The sequence below is a fragment of the Pseudomonas sp. 58(2021) genome (assembly GCF_017491585.1).
GTDB classification, from domain to species: domain Bacteria; phylum Pseudomonadota; class Gammaproteobacteria; order Pseudomonadales; family Pseudomonadaceae; genus Aquipseudomonas; species Aquipseudomonas fluorescens_BT.
In genome coordinates, this window is the sequence record NZ_JAFGYZ010000004.1 from 156,752 (window position 1) to 172,125 (window position 15,374).

Genomic DNA, 15,374 nt, shown 5'->3' on the forward strand with positions numbered 1-15,374 from the left:
GCCCTGCCGATAACACGGGTAGCGGATCCACAGCGCTTGTCACAATCTGACCGAGCCAACAGCTCTAGCCCGGTGCTTTGCTCTGAAACGCCCGTTCTAGAGCCTTTGTAGGAAAAATTTCCATGGTGCTCAATGGCCATCAACGGCTATGCTAGAGTGGATCCAAACCAATAACAGGTAATACCGGTTTTACGTCATCTCAAAGGGAATGGGGGGGCTTCCTGACACAACCGGACAAGCCACGCTGGGGCTTCAATGCGCTATTTGTTGATGTTGCTGTTCTGTTTGCCCCTCCTGGCAAACGCCGTCGAATTCGACGAGTTCACCCAGAGTCTCCCGCTGGGTCGATCCCTGCAAGTGTTCGAAGACCCGAGCGGTCAGGCGAGCATTGCCGACGTCCGCGCGCAAGCCGCTGCCGGACAATTCAAGGCCCACGATAAAGCCACGCTCAATGCCGGTTACTCGCGCTCGGCGTTCTGGCTGAAGATCGACCTGCATTACCGCCCGAGCAATCCGGCGGCGCAGCGTACCTGGCTGCTGGAGCTGGCCTATCCGCCGCTCGATCACCTCGATCTGTATCTGCCCGACGCCGCTGGCGACTTTCGTCTGGTGCGCCAGACCGGGGACGCGTTGCCGTTCGCCAGTCGCGAGATCCGGCAGAACAACTACCTGTTCAACCTCACGTTCAAGCCAGACCAGCAACAGACCGTCTATTTGCGGCTGTCCAGCGAAGGCTCAATCCAGGCGCCGGTGACGTTGTGGTCGAGCACCGCGTACCTCGAAGACCAGCCAGTGCGCCTGTACGTGCTGGGGATCATTTATGGCGTGCTGCTGGGAATGCTGGTCTACAACCTGTTCATCTACCTCAGCGTGCGCGACACCAGTTACCTTTATTACATCTTCTATATCGCATCGTTCGGCCTCTATCAGCTGTCGGTCAACGGCGCGGCAGTCGAGTATTTCTGGCCGGACAACCCGTGGTGGGCCAACGCCGCCACGCCGTTTTTCATCGGTTGCGCAGGGCTGTTCGGCAGCCAGTTCGCCCGCAGTTTCCTGCAGACCAGGAACCACAGTCCCTGGCTCGACCGGCTGTTGATCGCCCTGATCGCGTTCGGCGCACTGGTGATCGGTCTGTCGCTGATGACCAGTTATGCCCTGGCCCTGCGCCTGGCGACGACCCTGGCGCTGACCTTTACCGTGGTGATCTTCGCTGCCGGGATCCTCGCCTGGTGGCGCGGCCTGCGGGTGGCGCGCTATTTCATCATCGCCTGGTCGGCTTTTCTGCTCGGCGGGATCGTCAACACCATGATGGTGCTGGGCCTGCTGCCCAACGTGTTCCTGACCATGTACGCCAGCCAGATCGGCTCGGCCATCGAGGTGGCGCTGCTGTCGCTGGCGCTGGCCGACCGCATCAACGCGATGCGTGAGCAACAGGCGCAGACCCTGTTCGACGCCGGCCAGAAACTCGAAGTGCTGAACCAGCAACTGGCCCACAGCAACAAGCTCAAGGACGAGTTCCTGGCGACCCTGACCCATGAACTGCGCACGCCGATGAACGGGGTGATCGGTTCGCTGGAGCTGATGCAGACCGTCGAACTGGACCCGGAACTGGAACAATACCAACAGACCGCCGCCGGTTCGGCGCGGGACATGATGCGCATGGTCAACGGCATCCTGACCCTGACCGAATTGCAGGCCGGCAAGCTCAAAGCCACACCGGGCAGTTTCAGCCTGCGGGCCGTGGTCGAGGCGCTGCGCGTGCAGTTCGACGGCAACGCCTCGAGCAAATCGCTGGACTTCAAGGTCGACGTGCTGGCGACCCTGCCGGATCGCCTGCAGGGCGACAGCGCCAAACTCGCGCAATGCCTGGAGTGCCTGCTGGATAACGCGATCAAGTTCACTCGCGTCGGCGGCCTCGCCTTGCGGGTCACCGGCAAGCCGTCGACGGACAATCGTCTGGCGCTGTCGTTTGCGGTAATTGACACCGGCATCGGTTTTACCGATCTGGACGAGGCGACCCTGTATCAGCGCTTCTTCCAGCTCGACGGCTCGATGACCCGCGAGTACGGCGGCCTGGGCGTGGGGCTGGCGATCTGCCGACAACTGGTGGAATTGCTCGGCGGCAAATTGACCCATCGCTCCGAGCCGGGGCGCGGCAGTCGTTTCCAACTGGACGTCGAGTTTGAATTGCCGGCCGTCGAAGCGGCGCCGACGCTCATTCGCGATGCCATGCGCGCACCGCAGGACTGCACCGTGTTGCTGGTGGACGACAACAGCGTCAATCAATTGGTGATGCGCGGCATGCTGCTCAAGCTCGGTTTCCGCGTGCGTACCGCCGACCATGGTGCCGCCGCCATCGAATGCCTGCAGCGCGAGCCGTTCCATGCAGTGCTGATCGATTGCCAGTTGCCGCCGCTCGATGGCGCGTCACTGTGTTGCCAGATCCACGACCTGCCGGGCTGCGCCAACCTGCCGGTGTTCGTGATCGCGCTGGGGGCGGATCGAGAGCATTGCGCTTCCGCCGGCTCGATCGATTACCTGAGCAAACCGGTGAAATTCGAAGACTTGCAGGTCGCCATGCAGCGTCGGGTATTGAGTTGCTGACAGGGTGAAAGCGCCGGCATTTAGGCCGATATGACACTTTGATCGGTTCGGGGGCGGTGCTTAACTGAAGCTCTGGCCGATCAAGGAGCCCCGTCATGAACCTGCATCAGTTCGCCGAAACCCACGAAGTCACCAACCAGCCACCGTCGCTGGACGGCACCAACCTGTACCGCATCGACCTGCCGTTGCAGGAGTGGTCGCGGCGGTTCGGTGCCGGCTGGGCCGAGTCGCGGATCGACGCTTACGGCGCGCTGGCCGGCGGGCCGCTGATGGAGGCCGGGTTCCTCGCCAACCAGAACAAACCGGTGTTCGCCAGCCATGACCGCTACGGTCATCGCATCGATCTGGTGGAGTTTCATCCGGCGTATCACGAGCTGATGCGCACGGCGATCGAACATGGCCTGACGTCGTTGCCCTGGGCTCACCCACAGGACGGCGCCCATGTTGCCCGTGCCTCCATGAGCTATCTGCACAGCCAGGCCGAGGCCGGCAGCGGTTGCCCGTTGACCATGACCTTCGCCAGTGTTCCCGCGCTGCGCTTGCAGCCGGACCTGGCCGAACAGTGGCTGCCGAAGATCCTCGCCACCGAATACGACCCGCGCAATGTCGGCATGGCCCACAAGGCTGGCGTCACCATCGGAATGGCGATGACCGAGAAACAGGGCGGCACCGACGTGCGCGCCAACACCACCAAGGCCTATCCGGTCTGTGCCAGCGGCCCGGGCCAGGCTTATGAGCTGGTGGGGCACAAGTGGTTCTGCTCGGCGCCGATGTGCGATGCGTTCCTGACGCTGGCGCAGACCGACAAGGGCCTGACCTGTTTCCTGCTGCCGCGCCATCGTCCGGACGACACGCGCAATCAGTTCTACATCCAGCGTCTGAAAAACAAGCTCGGCAACCAGTCCAACGCCTCCAGCGAAGTGGAGTTCCGTGGCGCGCTGGCGTGGATGGTCGGTGAAGAGGGGCGCGGCGTGCCGACCATCATCGAGATGGTGGCCATGACCCGCTTCGATTGCATGGTCGGCTCCAGCTCGCTGATGCGTCAGGCGCTGACCCAGGCCAGCCATCACTGCGCCCATCGCAAGGTCGGCGGCAAACTGCTCAGCGAACAACCGTTGATGCAGAATGTATTGGCCGATCTGGCACTGGAAAGCGAAGCCGCGCTGGCCCTGAGCCTGCGCATGGGCAAGGCGCTGGATCATCTGAATGATCGCCATGAAGCGCAGTTCGCCCGACTGGTGACGGCGGTGGGCAAATACTGGATCTGCAAACGCGCACCGGCGATGATCAACGAAGCCGCCGAATGCATGGGCGGCGCGGGATATGTCGAGGACAGCATCCTGCCGCGGCTGTACCGCGAGGCACCGGTGAACTCGACGTGGGAAGGCTCCGGCAACGTGCAATGCCTCGATGTGTTGCGCGCGCTGTCGAAGGAGCCGGGCGTGCTCGACGTGCTGTTCAACGAACTGGGCGATGGCCATGGCGACAAACGGCTGGCAGCGCATATCCAGCAATTGCAGGCGTCGTTCAAGGACACCAGCGACATTCAGTACCGGGCGCGGCAATTGACCGAAGACATCGCGCTGGGGCTGCAAGCGAAGCTGTTGCTGGAGGCCGGTAATACGGCAGTCAGCGATGCCTTTATCGCCAGTCGCCTGAGCGGTGGCGGTCGGGCCTACGGCGCGTTGCCGCGTGGGCTGGATGTCGAAGCCATCGTCGCCCGTTCGACGCCGCAAGGTTTCTAAAGCATCCCTGTGGGAGCGGGCTTGCTCGCGAAGGGGCCGGTACATTCAACATCAATGTTGGCTGTGCTGACGCCTTCGCGGGCAAGCCCGCTCCCACAGGGACCGCATATGCCTGTCAGATTGATGAATAGCCACAACGCCACTGTTTCCGTGACGCCACGATGCAGGCAAGATGAAGCTCTGCAAGTCAGAACACAGGAAGCTGATCGTGACCGAAGCGTTTATTGTCGTTCAAACCGCCGAACAGGCCGTGGATCGTCTCGCCGAGCTGCATGAGCGGGCCACCACGGCGCTGAACTCGGCGCTCAAGCGTTATCTCAAGGATCGCGTCGAGCCCGACGCCGAGCAACGTGCCCTGTTCCGTTATCCCGAACTGCGTCTGACCTATCACTGCCAGGGCGAAGTCCCGCAGACCACCCGTGCCTACGCCAAAGTGCAGCTGCCGGGCACCTACAGCGTGACCGTCACCCATCCGAAGGCGTTTCGCAAATACCTGCTCGAGCAGCTCACACCGCTGATGCACGACTTCACCGTGACTGTCGAAGTCGGGGTCAGCGGGCAGAACATTCCCTATCCGTACGTGGTCGAGCAGGGCGATGAACTGGCCGGCTCCGGTGTCACCGCTGCGGTGCTGGCGCGGGTGTTCCCGAGTACCGACCTGTCCGCCGCCACCGATGGCATCGCCGACGGCCTCTACGACTGGGAAAACACCGATCCGCTGCCGCTGGCGCTGTTCGATGCGGCCCGCGTCGACTTCTCCCTGCGCCGTCTGGTGCATTACACCGGCAGCGACTGGCGCCATGTGCAGCCGTGGATTCTGCTGACCAACTACCACCGTTATGTCGACCAGTTCATCGTCCATGGCCTGGAACAACTGCGCCGCGACCCGCGCTTCGTGCGCATGGTGCTGCCGGGCAATGTGATCATCGAAAAAGGCATGGATCACGGCGAAGCCTCGGCAATTGCTGCCGGTGTGGTCTGGCATCGCTACCAGATGCCGGCCTATCACCTGATCGCCAGCGATGGCCACGGCGTGACACTGGTGAACATCGGTGTCGGCCCGTCCAACGCCAAGAACATCACCGACCACCTGGCCGTGTTGCGTCCGCATTGCTGGCTGATGATCGGTCACTGCGGCGGCCTGCGTCAGTCGCAGACCATCGGCGACTACGTGCTGGCCCACGCTTATATGCGTCGCGACGGGATTCTCGACCGGGTGGTGCCACCGAACATTCCGATCCCGGCACTGGCCGAAGTGCAGCTGGCGCTGCAACAAGCGGCGGCCAACATCACCGGCGAAAAAGGCGAAGAGCTGAAGAAGCGTCTGCGCACCGGCACCGTGCTGACCTATGACGACCGTAACTGGGAATTGCGCTGGGCTCAGGAACGACCGCTGATCAACCTGTCCCGCGCCGTGGCCGTGGACATGGAAAGCGGCACCATCGCCGCCCAGGGTTATCGCCTGCGGGTGCCGTACGGCACGTTGCTGTGTGTATCGGACAAGCCGCTGCACAGTGAAATCAAGCTGCCGGGTTCGGCCAATGCGTTCTACGAACGTGCGGTCAGCCAGCACTTGAAGATCGGCATCGAAGCGGTGGACCTGCTGCGCACCGAACTCAACTCGCTGCACTCGCGCAAACTGCGCAGCTTCGACGAGCCGCCGTTCCGCTAACGGTTAGTCGTGGTCATTTGGCGGTCGGGGCACTAGCATTGTCAGCCCTGATCGCCAAATGCCTGTGCACTTATGTCCCGTCCCCAACGTCCACCTTCCCGCCGCCCCGGCGCGAAGCCAGCTTATTCAGCCCCGCGTCGTGTCGCCAAGGCACCACCGGCCGAGCCGAAGCTGATCCTGTTCAACAAGCCGTTCGATGTGCTGACGCAATTCAGCGACGGTGAAGGGCGGGCGACGCTCAAGGATTACATCGACGTTCCGGGCATCTACCCGGCCGGACGGCTGGATCGCGACAGCGAAGGTTTGCTGCTGCTGACCAACGACGGCCAGTTGCAGGCGCGGATCGCCGACCCCAAACACAAGCTGGCGAAAACCTATTGGGTGCAGGTCGAAGGCGTGCCGACGGCCGAGCAGTTGCAGCGTCTGCGTGACGGCGTTGAATTGAATGACGGCATGACCTTGCCCGCGCAAGCGCGGCAACTGGATGAGCCCGAGCTGTGGCCGCGCAATCCGCCGGTACGCTTTCGCGCGACCATACCGACAACCTGGCTGGAACTGGTGATTCGTGAAGGGCGCAATCGCCAGGTACGGCGGATGACCGCGGCGGTGGGGTTGCCGACGTTGCGGTTGGTGCGGGTCAGGATTGGTGACTGGACGATCGAAGGGCTCGATCAGGGCCAGTGGAAAGAAGTGCCGGCGCGCTTATAAGGCGCCGGATTCGATCAGGCCGATCACCACGCTTTTGATGATGAACGCGGCCACGCCCAGGCCCAGCACGAAGAACAGAATGAACGAGCCGAAGCGTCCGGCCTTGGACTTCTTCGCCAGATCCCAGACGATGAAGCCCATGAAAATGATCAGGATGCTGACCAGGCCGGTCATCATCCACTCTTCAAATACTGCTGGATCCATCGGGTTCTCCGGCACGCATGCGGCTAAAAGGGCGGCCGGGAGTATACGCCAGCGGCGAACGACGCAGCATTGACCTGCGTCGGTGTGCCGCAGTCATTCGTCGATTTCAGCTGCGCAGATGAGTCAGGGGCAGTTCGGTGCTGTTGAGCACCTGATTCAACACAAAGCTCGAGCGCACACTGGTCACGCCTTCAATCCGCGTCAGATGCCCCAGCAGCAGTTTCTGATAGTGGTCCATGTCCGGCACCACGACCTTCAGCTGATAGTCGGCATCGACCCCGGTCACCAGGCTGCATTCCAGCACCTGCGGCAAGGTGCGGATCGCCGCTTCGAAGTTCTCGAAGCGCTCCGGTGTGTGCCGGTCCATGCCGATCAGCACGTAGGCGGTCAGGCTCAGGCCGAGCATCTTGCGATCCAGCAGGGCGACCTGACGGGAGATGTAGCCGTCGTCCTCCAGCTGCTTGACCCGGCGCGAGCAAGGGGATGGTGACAGACCGATGCGCTCGGCCAGTTCCTGGTTGGAGATGCGGGCGTCGCGCTGCAATTCCGCCAGAATGCTCAGGTCATAACGGTCGAGTTTGCTCATGAATCTGTCCTTTGTTCTAACTATTGCGGCGGATTATCTATCCAGGGTTAAAAATTGCGCAAGTGATGTTTAATTGAGCAATCTTCGCAATCATCTGTCGCGGGCTCGAGCCTATCCTTATCACCAGAATCACTGCTCGGTAACACAGTCCACTGCGGCCCGCCCAATCAGGCCCGCCGCGGCCGCCGCCCCCACCGGGGACGTGCCGGCCCCCGAGCTGCACACTGTCCAGAAGACGGCGTGAGGTGAGCCGACGTCAAAAGCGTCGAGCCAGGACGAAGTTCTCTGGAAGGGAGGCCGACGGGTCTCCCTTTTTTCTTGCCCGCGATTTGACCTCACACACTCAATAAATAAATGGCGTGACTGATAACCTGTTGCAGAACCCGGTGTGCCCCTTTCCGGTCTTAGCTACAAGCCCTTCTTAATTACAGGGTCCAGCCCGCAGTGAGGAATTTCATGAAGTCGCGTATCTGGCGTGTGGCCAGTGTTGGTTTGCTGTGTGTGAGTGTCTGTGCGCAGGTACTGGCCGATGAGCCGCAGAATCGCGGCCCCGAGGGCGGCGGACGCGAGCGGGAGCATTGGGGCAACAATCAAGAGCACGGCGGCGGCAACCAGCCACGTCCACAAAACCAGCCTCAGCAGAATCAGCCTCGGCCGCAGAACAACGAAATCATTCGTGGCGACAACAGCCGCCAGTTCGAACACAACGGCCAGCAGCACAACAATGGGCAGTGGCAGAACCACGACCAGAACCGTCCGGCCTACAACCCCAATCCGGTCCGCCAGCCACCACCGCCGCCACAACTGCCGGCCAACAGTCTGCCGATCCAGCCACGCCCCGACACTGTGCGCCAGACCCAGGAGCCGCGTCAGGGCTACTACCGCGACGAGCGCCCGCAGAATGGCTACCACCAGAACTGGCAGACCGGCAATCGACCCGATGACCGTCGCTGGCCGGGTCGCCCCGACGGGCATGGCAACGGCTGGGGCCCCGGCCCGCAGTACCGGCCGGGCCATGTGATCGACCGCTTCCCGGATCGTGACTTCCGCGTTCCGTATCGCGGCCAGGATTACTTCTACTCCGGCGGCTACTGGTATCGCCCGCAAGGTCCGCGTTACATCGTGGTTCAGCCGCCACGGGGAATTCGCATCCAGTACCTGCCGGATTATGCCCGTGAAGTGTGGATCGGCGGTTCGCTGTTGTTCCTGGCGGCAGGCTCGTACTACGCCTATCAGGAAGCGACCCAGGATTACGTGGTGGTCGAGCCGCCGGTGCAGCAACCGCCGCAACCGGCCAACAACGGTTATGACGTGGAAGCCTATCCGGCCAACGGCCAGTCGCCGGAGCAAGTCCAGCAGGACGGCTACCAGTGCTATCAATACGCGGTGCAGCAAAGCGGTTTCGATCCGCGCACCGCAACCTATCAGCCGGCGCCCGAAGTGGTGCAGGCCTACCGCCAGGCCCAGGGCAATTGCCTGAGCAGTCGCGGTTATCAGGTCAATTACTGAGCGCGGGCGGCTTTCACCACTTCCTGCGGGTCGGCGTGCACCAGCACTTCGGCCCGTGGGTAGGCAGCGTGGATCGCATCGGCAGCCTGATCGCTGATGCCGTGGGCGACTGACAGCGTCAACTCTCCCGGCAATTCCAGGTGCAACTGCACGAACCAGTGATTACCGGAAATCCGCGTGCGCAGATCATGCGCGCCCAGCACGCCCGGCACGCCGCACGCCAGTTCGAGCATGTGCTGACTGACATCCGTCGGCAGCTCTTCATCCATCAGCACCGAAAAACTTTCCCGGGCGATCTGGATCGCGCTCCACAGGATGTACACGGCGATCCCCAGACCGAACCAGGCATCCAGTTGATGAAAGCCCAGACCCGCCAGGATCAGCGCGATCAGGATGCTGCCGTTGAGCAACATGTCCGAACGGTAATGCAGCGAGTCTGCGCGCACCGCGTTGGAGCCGGTCTGCTTGATCACCCGGTGCTGCAGCATCAACAGCGCCGCTGTCAGCACCAGCGAAAACACGATCACGCCGATACTGATCCACGGCGCGCCGAGCGGCTCAGGCTGCTGAATGCGCTCATACGCCTGAAACGCAATCAGTGTCGCACTGCCGCCAATGAACAGCGCCTGCGCCATGCCCGCCAGGGATTCGGCCTTGCCGTGGCCATAACGATGATCGTTATCCGCCGGGCGCAGCGCGTAATGCACCGCCAGCAGATTGAGCAACGAGGTGACGCCATCGAGGGCCGAGTCGGTGAGGCCGGCGAGCATGCTCACCGAACCGCTCAGCCACCAGGCGATGGCTTTGGCGATGATCAGCGTACAGGCCACCGCCACCGAGGCGCGGGTCGCCAGCCGCAGCAGGCGGGCGTGTTCGGGGCTGGGGGTCATGGGTTCGTCAATTCCTTATGCGGCAGGTTGCAGGCCGAACATCGCCAGTTGCTGGGTGCTGCCCTTGTGCTGGATCAGCCGTGGGTCGTCCAGCGGCAGGTTGCGGCCCAGTTCTGTTTCGAGAATAGCCTGCAACTTGAGGTTATCGACCTGACCGTCCGGGCCGATGGCTTGCTTGAGCTTGGCCGGATCGACCTGCGCCGTGTGGCCCGGTTCGAAATAGATCGCGCCGGTGGTGAAGTCCACGGCAAACGCGATCAGGCCGGGAATGATGTAGAACAACAGGCCCACGGCATCGAGCACGGCAATCGCCGGGTCGATCTTGCCGTCGATCTGGCCGCGCCGGTCGGGATAGAAAATCGAACCGCACGCAGTGATCTGAGTGAGCAGGGTGGCAACCAGTACACCGCCGATCAGGCGAAAAGGTAAGCGCATGGGAATCTCCTGAGTCATCTGTTAACGAAGCGTCATCGTGTGAAGTTAAGACCCTGACGAACGCCTGGCAGTTCGCCGTTATACTCGCCGCTCTGTTTGGGAGCCAGCATGATTTCTTTGCCGATCGATGAAGTTTTACCCGCCCTGCGTGAAGCCCTCGCGACACGCCACGAAGCCGTGCTCGAAGCACCGCCCGGCGCCGGTAAAACCACCCGCGTGCCCTTGGCCCTGCTCAATGAAGCGTGGCTGAACGGGCAGACCATTCTCATGCTCGAACCCCGTCGACTGGCCGCGCGTGCAGCCGCAGAACGGTTGGCCAGCGAGCTGGGCGAGAAGGTCGGTGAAACCGTCGGTTATCGCATCCGCCTCGACAGCAAGGTCGGCCCGAACACGCGCATCGAAGTGGTCACAGAAGGGATTCTCACCCGGCGTTTGCAGGACGACCCGGCGCTGGAAGGCGTGGGCCTGTTGATCTTCGACGAATTTCACGAACGCAGCCTCGACGCCGATCTGGCGCTGGCCCTCAGTCTGAACGGTCGGGAGCTGTTTCGAGCTGAACAACCGCTGAAGATTCTGCTGATGTCCGCCACCCTTGAAGGTGAACGTCTGGCCGGGTTGCTCGACGACGCGCCGATCCTGCGCAGCGAAGGCCGGATGTTCCCGGTGACGATGCGCTGGGGCCGGCCATTCCAGCCCGGCGAATACATCGATCAACGCGTCACGCAAACGGTGCTCGAAGCCCTGCACGACGAAACCGGCAGCCTGTTGGTGTTCCTGCCGGGGCAGGCGGAAATCCGCCGTGTTCATCAGCAATTGGTGGACGCCATCGGTGAGCGCAGCGACGTCTTGCTCTGCCCGCTGCACGGCGAACTTGACCTGAACGCGCAACGCGCCGCCATCGACCCGGCCCCGGCAGGTCAGCGCAAAGTGGTGCTGGCCACCAACATCGCCGAGACCAGCCTGACCATCAACGGCGTGCGCGTGGTGATCGACGCCGGGCTGGCACGGGTGCCGCGTTTCGACCCGGGCAGCGGCATGACCCGCCTCGACACCCAGCGCATCTCCAAAGCCAGCGCCACCCAGCGCGCGGGCCGGGCCGGGCGTCTGGAGCCGGGCGTGTGTTATCGCCTGTGGTCGCAAGATCAGCATGAACAACTGGCGGCTTATGGCAGTGCGGAAATCCTTTCGGCGGATCTTGCGGGTCTTGCCTTGCAACTCGGACGCTGGGGCGTGGCGCCCAGTGATCTGATCTGGCTGGACGTACCGCCCGCCGCCGCTTATGCACAGGCGCAGGACTTGTTGCAGCGCCTCGGTGCGCTGGACGGTGAAACCCTGAATCGCCACGGTCAGGCCATGGCTGAATTGCCGGCCCACCCGCGCATCGCTCATTTGCTGTTGCGCGGTCAGGCATTGGGGCTGGCGACCATGGCGTGCGACGTCGCCGCGTTGCTCGGCGAGCGGGATATTTTGCGTGGCGCCGGGGCCGATCTTCACAGTCGTTTGGCACTGCTGTCCGGTGAAGAACGTGCGGCCCGTGGTGCCCAGGGCGGCGTGCAGCGTGCCCGGCAACTGGCGCGGCAGTATCGCGGCTACCTGCGTGGGCAACCGAGCGAACCGGTCGCCGATCCGGATCACCCACGCTGGCTTGGCGCCTTGCTGGCGCTGGCTTACCCGGACCGCGTCGCCCAGCAGCGGCGTGCCGGCGGTGCCGAATATCGTCTGGCCAACGGCCGCGCGGCGCTGTTCGCTGAAGCCGACAGCCTGATGAAGGAACCGTGGATCGTGATCGCCGACCTCGGCAGCCGTCAGGGCCAGCGTGAAGAACGGATTTATCTGGCGGCAGATTTCGATCCGGCGCTGTTCGATTCGGTGCTGGCCGAACAGGTGCATAACGTCGATCAACTGGATTGGGACGAGCGCGAAGGCGTGCTGCGCGCCGAGCGTCAGCGCAGGGTCGGCGAACTGATCCTCAGTCGCGAACCACTGACTGGTCTCGACGAAAACGCCCGCAGTCAGGCACTGGTCAATCTGGTGCGGCGCAAAGGTCTGGAGCTGCTGCCGTGGACCCCGGACCTGCGCCAGTGGCAGGCGCGCGTTGCCTTGTTGCGCCAGCTCGACCTGGACGCCAAGGGCGATAGCCAATGGCCGGATGTCAGCGACGCCACGCTGCTGAAAACCCTTGAAGACTGGCTGATGCCGTACTTGGGCAAGGTCTCGCGCCTCAGTCATTTCGCCAACCTCGACCTGTCGAGCATCGTGCGCAATCTGCTGCCATGGCCGCTGCCGCAACAGCTTGATGAACAGGCACCGCATCATCTGAGCGTGCCGTCAGGCTCGTCGATTCGCCTCGACTACAGCGAGCAACCACCGATTCTCGCCGTGCGTTTGCAGGAGCTGTTCGGCCTGGCCGACACACCGCGCATCGCCGGCGGCCGGCAAGTGGTCAAACTGCACCTGCTGTCGCCCGCACGACGTCCGGTGCAGGTGACGCAGGATCTGGCCAACTTCTGGCGCAGCACCTATGCCGAAGTGAAGAAGGATCTGAAGGGGCGCTATCCGAAGCATTACTGGCCGGATGATCCGCTGGTGGCTGAAGCCACTGCGCGGGCCAAACCGCGGGGTACGTGACAGAAGACATTCAGGTAAGGCTTCCATCTTTCTCAATTATGCGTAATTATTTCCTTATTCATAAATTATTTATTTTGACATAAAGGCTCATAATGACCCCGGAAACCAAGGACTCGCTGCTCTTTCCTCGCACCAATCTGGCTGAAGGAATCCTGGTCACTTTCGAGTCTCGCCTGCAGAACGCCGCAACGATATTCGCGCCTCGACGCAAGGGTAAAACCACCTTTCTGATCAACGACTTGATACCGATTGCCAAGGCACACGGCTTTATTGTTGCAACAGCAGACCTGTGGTTTGACAAGGCGCATCCTGAGCGGGTAATCGCGGGTGCGCTGTATGAGGCCATCCACGGTACAGGGTTCTTGCGACGCAACTGGCTAAAGCTCATGCGACCGGGTTCTCTCGTCCAGTCGGTAGAGGCCGGCGCCAGTACTGACGGCGTAACAGTGAAGGCCGAACTGGCGAAGGAAGGCGGACTGAACCTGATCGAGCTCTTCGAGCGCTTCCGGATACTCGGTAACGGCAAGGCGCTGCTGATCATCGATGAGGTCCAGCATCTGGCGAGCCGGAAGGAATTCGAAGACTTGACCGCTACGCTCCGTTCGCTGCTGCAGCATGCGCACGGTGAAGTCTTTGCAGTGTTTACAGGTTCCTCCCAGGATGGCCTGCATCGAATGTTTCGTCGTACCAAAGCACCGTTCTATCAGTTCAGCCACGAGATCCAGTTTCCTAATCTTGGCTTGGAGTTTGTCCAGCATCTGGGCCAGCGGTTTCAGGAAATCACCGGAAGGGAGTGGGAGGTAAACGCCGCTTTCGAGCGTTTTGCTGCTCGCGGTTACATGCCCAAGTACATTCGCGACGTATTCCTGCTGTGTCTCACTGAGGGGCTCAGTGTGCGAGATGCAGACCATCGTGCCTGGAGCACCATGACGGACGAAGGCAACTTCGAGAACCTGATCCTGGAGATGGCTCCCCTGGATTTCACCGTACTTATCGGGCTGGTGAGGGGCCTTCCCATTTTTTCTACCGAAGGACGCGAATGGATTGGCAGCGAGATGCCCGGTGGCCACGTGCCCAGCGCGGCGACGGTTCAGACTGCCTTGAAGCGCCTGCAACGCCGCGACCTGGTCGGCAACCTCGGGCATGGTGAGTGGGCGATTGAAGACATTGCCATGGAAGGTTACTTGCGTCGGAACTTCGTTGAAATTGACCCTCAACTCGGCACGGAGAACGATCAATAGGTTTTTTGGGGACTGGCGACAGCCTGAGGCTTATAAAAACGGGGTATCAAAAGATCGCAACCTGCGATCTTTTGATTTTCATCGGCTGGCCTTCGCCGTCAGCTGCTCCCGGCAATAATCGGCAAACAACTGCGCCGGTTTGGTCAGTTGTCCGCGTTTGAGCCACGCGGCCACGAGGCCTGAGCCGGTGACGTCTTCGACGATGTCGACGCACACGACTTTTTTGCCGTCGTAGGTGCATTCCGAATGCGGTCGGGTCACCAGGATCGAGAAGCCGAAACCCTGGCCGACCATGCCGCGCACCATTTCGATCGACGGCGAGCTGAACTCGATGCGCGGCGACAGGCCGAGTTCTTCGAACAGGCTGACGAAGTAGGTGCGGCTCGGTTGTACGTCGAGCAGGATCATCGGTTCCAGGCACAAGTCCCGCAGCGAAACCTGCTTGAGCTGGGCGAAGCGGTGATCGGCCGGGAGCAGGGCGTAAGGCCGTTGGGCCGGCATCAGCGGTTCGGTTTCGATGGTGGCGTCGAGGTCGTGTTTGTACAGGATCGCCAGGTCGAAAGTGCCCGACGTCAGGCCTTGCACCAGTTCCTGCTGTTCGCCGTCGCGAATGCGGATTTTCACCCCCGGATACAGCGCCGAGAAGCCTGCAATCAACTGCGGCAGGTACAGCGGCGCGACGGTTTCGAAACAGCCGATATCGATCTGCCCGGCCACCACGTCGTTGTCGGCGAGGGCGTTCTGTTCGAACTCCTTGGCCATGCGCAGCAGTTCCTGAGCCTTGCGGAAGAACCTCGCGCCGCTGGGTGTCAGGGACACGCCCTGAGCGTGATGACGGATCAGCAGTTGCACGCCGAAGCTGTCTTCCAGCCCCTTGATTGCCGTGGAAATCGCCGGTTGTGCGATGTACAGCTTGCGCGACGCTTCGGCGACGCTGCCGCATTCGACGGTGGTGATGAAGTATTTCAACTGACGCAGGTTGTAAGCGGCCACGGTGAACCTCAAAGCGAACGGATTTCACATCCAAGCAATTTGTACGCCGCCGGCCTCCGTTCTGTCGGCGGTTTTTTTGTCCCTGAACAATAGCCCCATACGCGCGCGAAGGGGCCATCGGCTGGTTACCTTTTTTATTGTCTGGGAAGACATTTTTAC

General features: G+C 61.9%; 12 protein-coding genes. 7 read left to right on the forward strand and 5 right to left on the reverse strand.

Features of this window, described 5'->3' with window-relative positions:
* Positions 1–255 precede the first annotated feature (255 nt).
* The 4 genes from J5M72_RS06160 to J5M72_RS06175 all read left to right on the forward strand — a co-directional run bounded on the left by J5M72_RS06160 (position 256) and on the right by J5M72_RS06175 (position 6,729).
* Positions 256–2,604 (forward strand): hybrid sensor histidine kinase/response regulator, encoded by a 2,349-nt coding sequence (locus J5M72_RS06160; protein WP_169432051.1) that lies wholly within the window; start codon positions 256–258, stop codon positions 2,602–2,604.
* Between the two features lie 95 nt (positions 2,605–2,699).
* Positions 2,700–4,349, forward strand: coding sequence for an acyl-CoA dehydrogenase family protein (locus tag J5M72_RS06165; protein ID WP_207864661.1), 1,650 nt, complete (start codon positions 2,700–2,702; stop codon positions 4,347–4,349).
* Positions 4,350–4,521: 172 nt separating this feature from the next.
* Positions 4,522–6,021, forward strand: coding sequence for an AMP nucleosidase (gene amn, locus J5M72_RS06170; protein ID WP_011336076.1), 1,500 nt, complete (start codon positions 4,522–4,524; stop codon positions 6,019–6,021).
* Between the two features lie 72 nt (positions 6,022–6,093).
* Complete coding sequence (locus J5M72_RS06175) at positions 6,094–6,729, forward strand: pseudouridine synthase (protein WP_243433228.1); 636 nt, start codon at positions 6,094–6,096, stop codon at positions 6,727–6,729.
* On the opposite strand, the gene J5M72_RS06180 is transcribed toward J5M72_RS06175, so the two are convergent.
* Both J5M72_RS06180 and J5M72_RS06185 read right to left on the reverse strand, forming a co-directional pair.
* Positions 6,724–6,933: a DUF2788 domain-containing protein gene (locus J5M72_RS06180; protein ID WP_003228500.1), complete on the reverse strand. Its 210-nt coding sequence runs from the start codon at positions 6,931–6,933 to the stop codon at positions 6,724–6,726. The genes J5M72_RS06175 and J5M72_RS06180 overlap by 6 nt on opposite strands.
* A gap of 106 nt (positions 6,934–7,039) precedes the next feature.
* A complete protein-coding gene (locus tag J5M72_RS06185) occupies positions 7,040–7,519 on the reverse strand; it encodes an Lrp/AsnC family transcriptional regulator (protein ID WP_007909658.1) in 480 nt (159 codons plus the stop codon).
* A 456-nt stretch (positions 7,520–7,975) separates the two neighbouring features.
* Between J5M72_RS06185 and J5M72_RS06190 the strand changes: the two genes are divergently transcribed.
* Positions 7,976–9,028: a DUF6515 family protein gene (locus J5M72_RS06190; protein ID WP_169432049.1), complete on the forward strand. Its 1,053-nt coding sequence runs from the start codon at positions 7,976–7,978 to the stop codon at positions 9,026–9,028.
* Here the strand turns inward: J5M72_RS06190 and J5M72_RS06195 are convergent.
* Both J5M72_RS06195 and J5M72_RS06200 read right to left on the reverse strand, forming a co-directional pair.
* Positions 9,022–9,918, reverse strand: a complete 897-nt coding sequence (locus tag J5M72_RS06195; RefSeq protein ID WP_169432048.1) for a cation diffusion facilitator family transporter — start codon at positions 9,916–9,918, stop codon at positions 9,022–9,024. The genes J5M72_RS06190 and J5M72_RS06195 overlap by 7 nt on opposite strands.
* Positions 9,919–9,933: 15 nt before the next feature.
* Positions 9,934–10,353: a polyribonucleotide nucleotidyltransferase gene (locus J5M72_RS06200; RefSeq protein ID WP_169432047.1), complete on the reverse strand. Its 420-nt coding sequence runs from the start codon at positions 10,351–10,353 to the stop codon at positions 9,934–9,936.
* A 108-nt stretch (positions 10,354–10,461) separates the two neighbouring features.
* Between J5M72_RS06200 and hrpB the strand changes: the two genes are divergently transcribed.
* Entirely contained in the window at positions 10,462–12,981 is a 2,520-nt protein-coding gene (gene hrpB / locus J5M72_RS06205; RefSeq protein WP_207864663.1) for an ATP-dependent helicase HrpB, read from the forward strand.
* Between the two features lie 92 nt (positions 12,982–13,073).
* A complete protein-coding gene (locus J5M72_RS06210) occupies positions 13,074–14,222 on the forward strand; it encodes a hypothetical protein (protein ID WP_169432045.1) in 1,149 nt (382 codons plus the stop codon).
* Between the two features lie 78 nt (positions 14,223–14,300).
* On the opposite strand, the gene J5M72_RS06215 is transcribed toward J5M72_RS06210, so the two are convergent.
* The gene (locus tag J5M72_RS06215; RefSeq protein WP_007958716.1) at positions 14,301–15,215 is read right to left on the reverse strand and encodes a LysR family transcriptional regulator; all 915 of its coding nucleotides are present in this window, start codon (positions 15,213–15,215) and stop codon (positions 14,301–14,303) included.
* Positions 15,216–15,374: the final 159 nt, after the last annotated feature.

Excerpts from the sequence above, each read along its gene's own strand:
- J5M72_RS06160 (WP_169432051.1), top strand. The coding sequence starts at position 256 with ATGCGCTATTTGTTGATGTTGCTGTTCTGTTTGCCCCTCCTGGCAAAC.
- hrpB (WP_207864663.1), top strand. The coding sequence starts at position 10,462 with ATGATTTCTTTGCCGATCGATGAAGTTTTACCCGCCCTGCGTGAAGCC.
- J5M72_RS06195 (WP_169432048.1), bottom strand. The coding sequence starts at position 9,918 with ATGACCCCCAGCCCCGAACACGCCCGCCTGCTGCGGCTGGCGACCCGC.
- J5M72_RS06200 (WP_169432047.1), bottom strand. The coding sequence starts at position 10,353 with ATGCGCTTACCTTTTCGCCTGATCGGCGGTGTACTGGTTGCCACCCTG.
- amn (WP_011336076.1), top strand. The coding sequence starts at position 4,522 with ATGAAGCTCTGCAAGTCAGAACACAGGAAGCTGATCGTGACCGAAGCG.
- J5M72_RS06180 (WP_003228500.1), bottom strand. The coding sequence starts at position 6,933 with ATGGATCCAGCAGTATTTGAAGAGTGGATGATGACCGGCCTGGTCAGC.
- J5M72_RS06185 (WP_007909658.1), bottom strand. The coding sequence starts at position 7,519 with ATGAGCAAACTCGACCGTTATGACCTGAGCATTCTGGCGGAATTGCAG.
- J5M72_RS06165 (WP_207864661.1), top strand. The coding sequence starts at position 2,700 with ATGAACCTGCATCAGTTCGCCGAAACCCACGAAGTCACCAACCAGCCA.
- J5M72_RS06175 (WP_243433228.1), top strand. The coding sequence starts at position 6,094 with ATGTCCCGTCCCCAACGTCCACCTTCCCGCCGCCCCGGCGCGAAGCCA.
- J5M72_RS06210 (WP_169432045.1), top strand. The coding sequence starts at position 13,074 with ATGACCCCGGAAACCAAGGACTCGCTGCTCTTTCCTCGCACCAATCTG.
- J5M72_RS06190 (WP_169432049.1), top strand. The coding sequence starts at position 7,976 with ATGAAGTCGCGTATCTGGCGTGTGGCCAGTGTTGGTTTGCTGTGTGTG.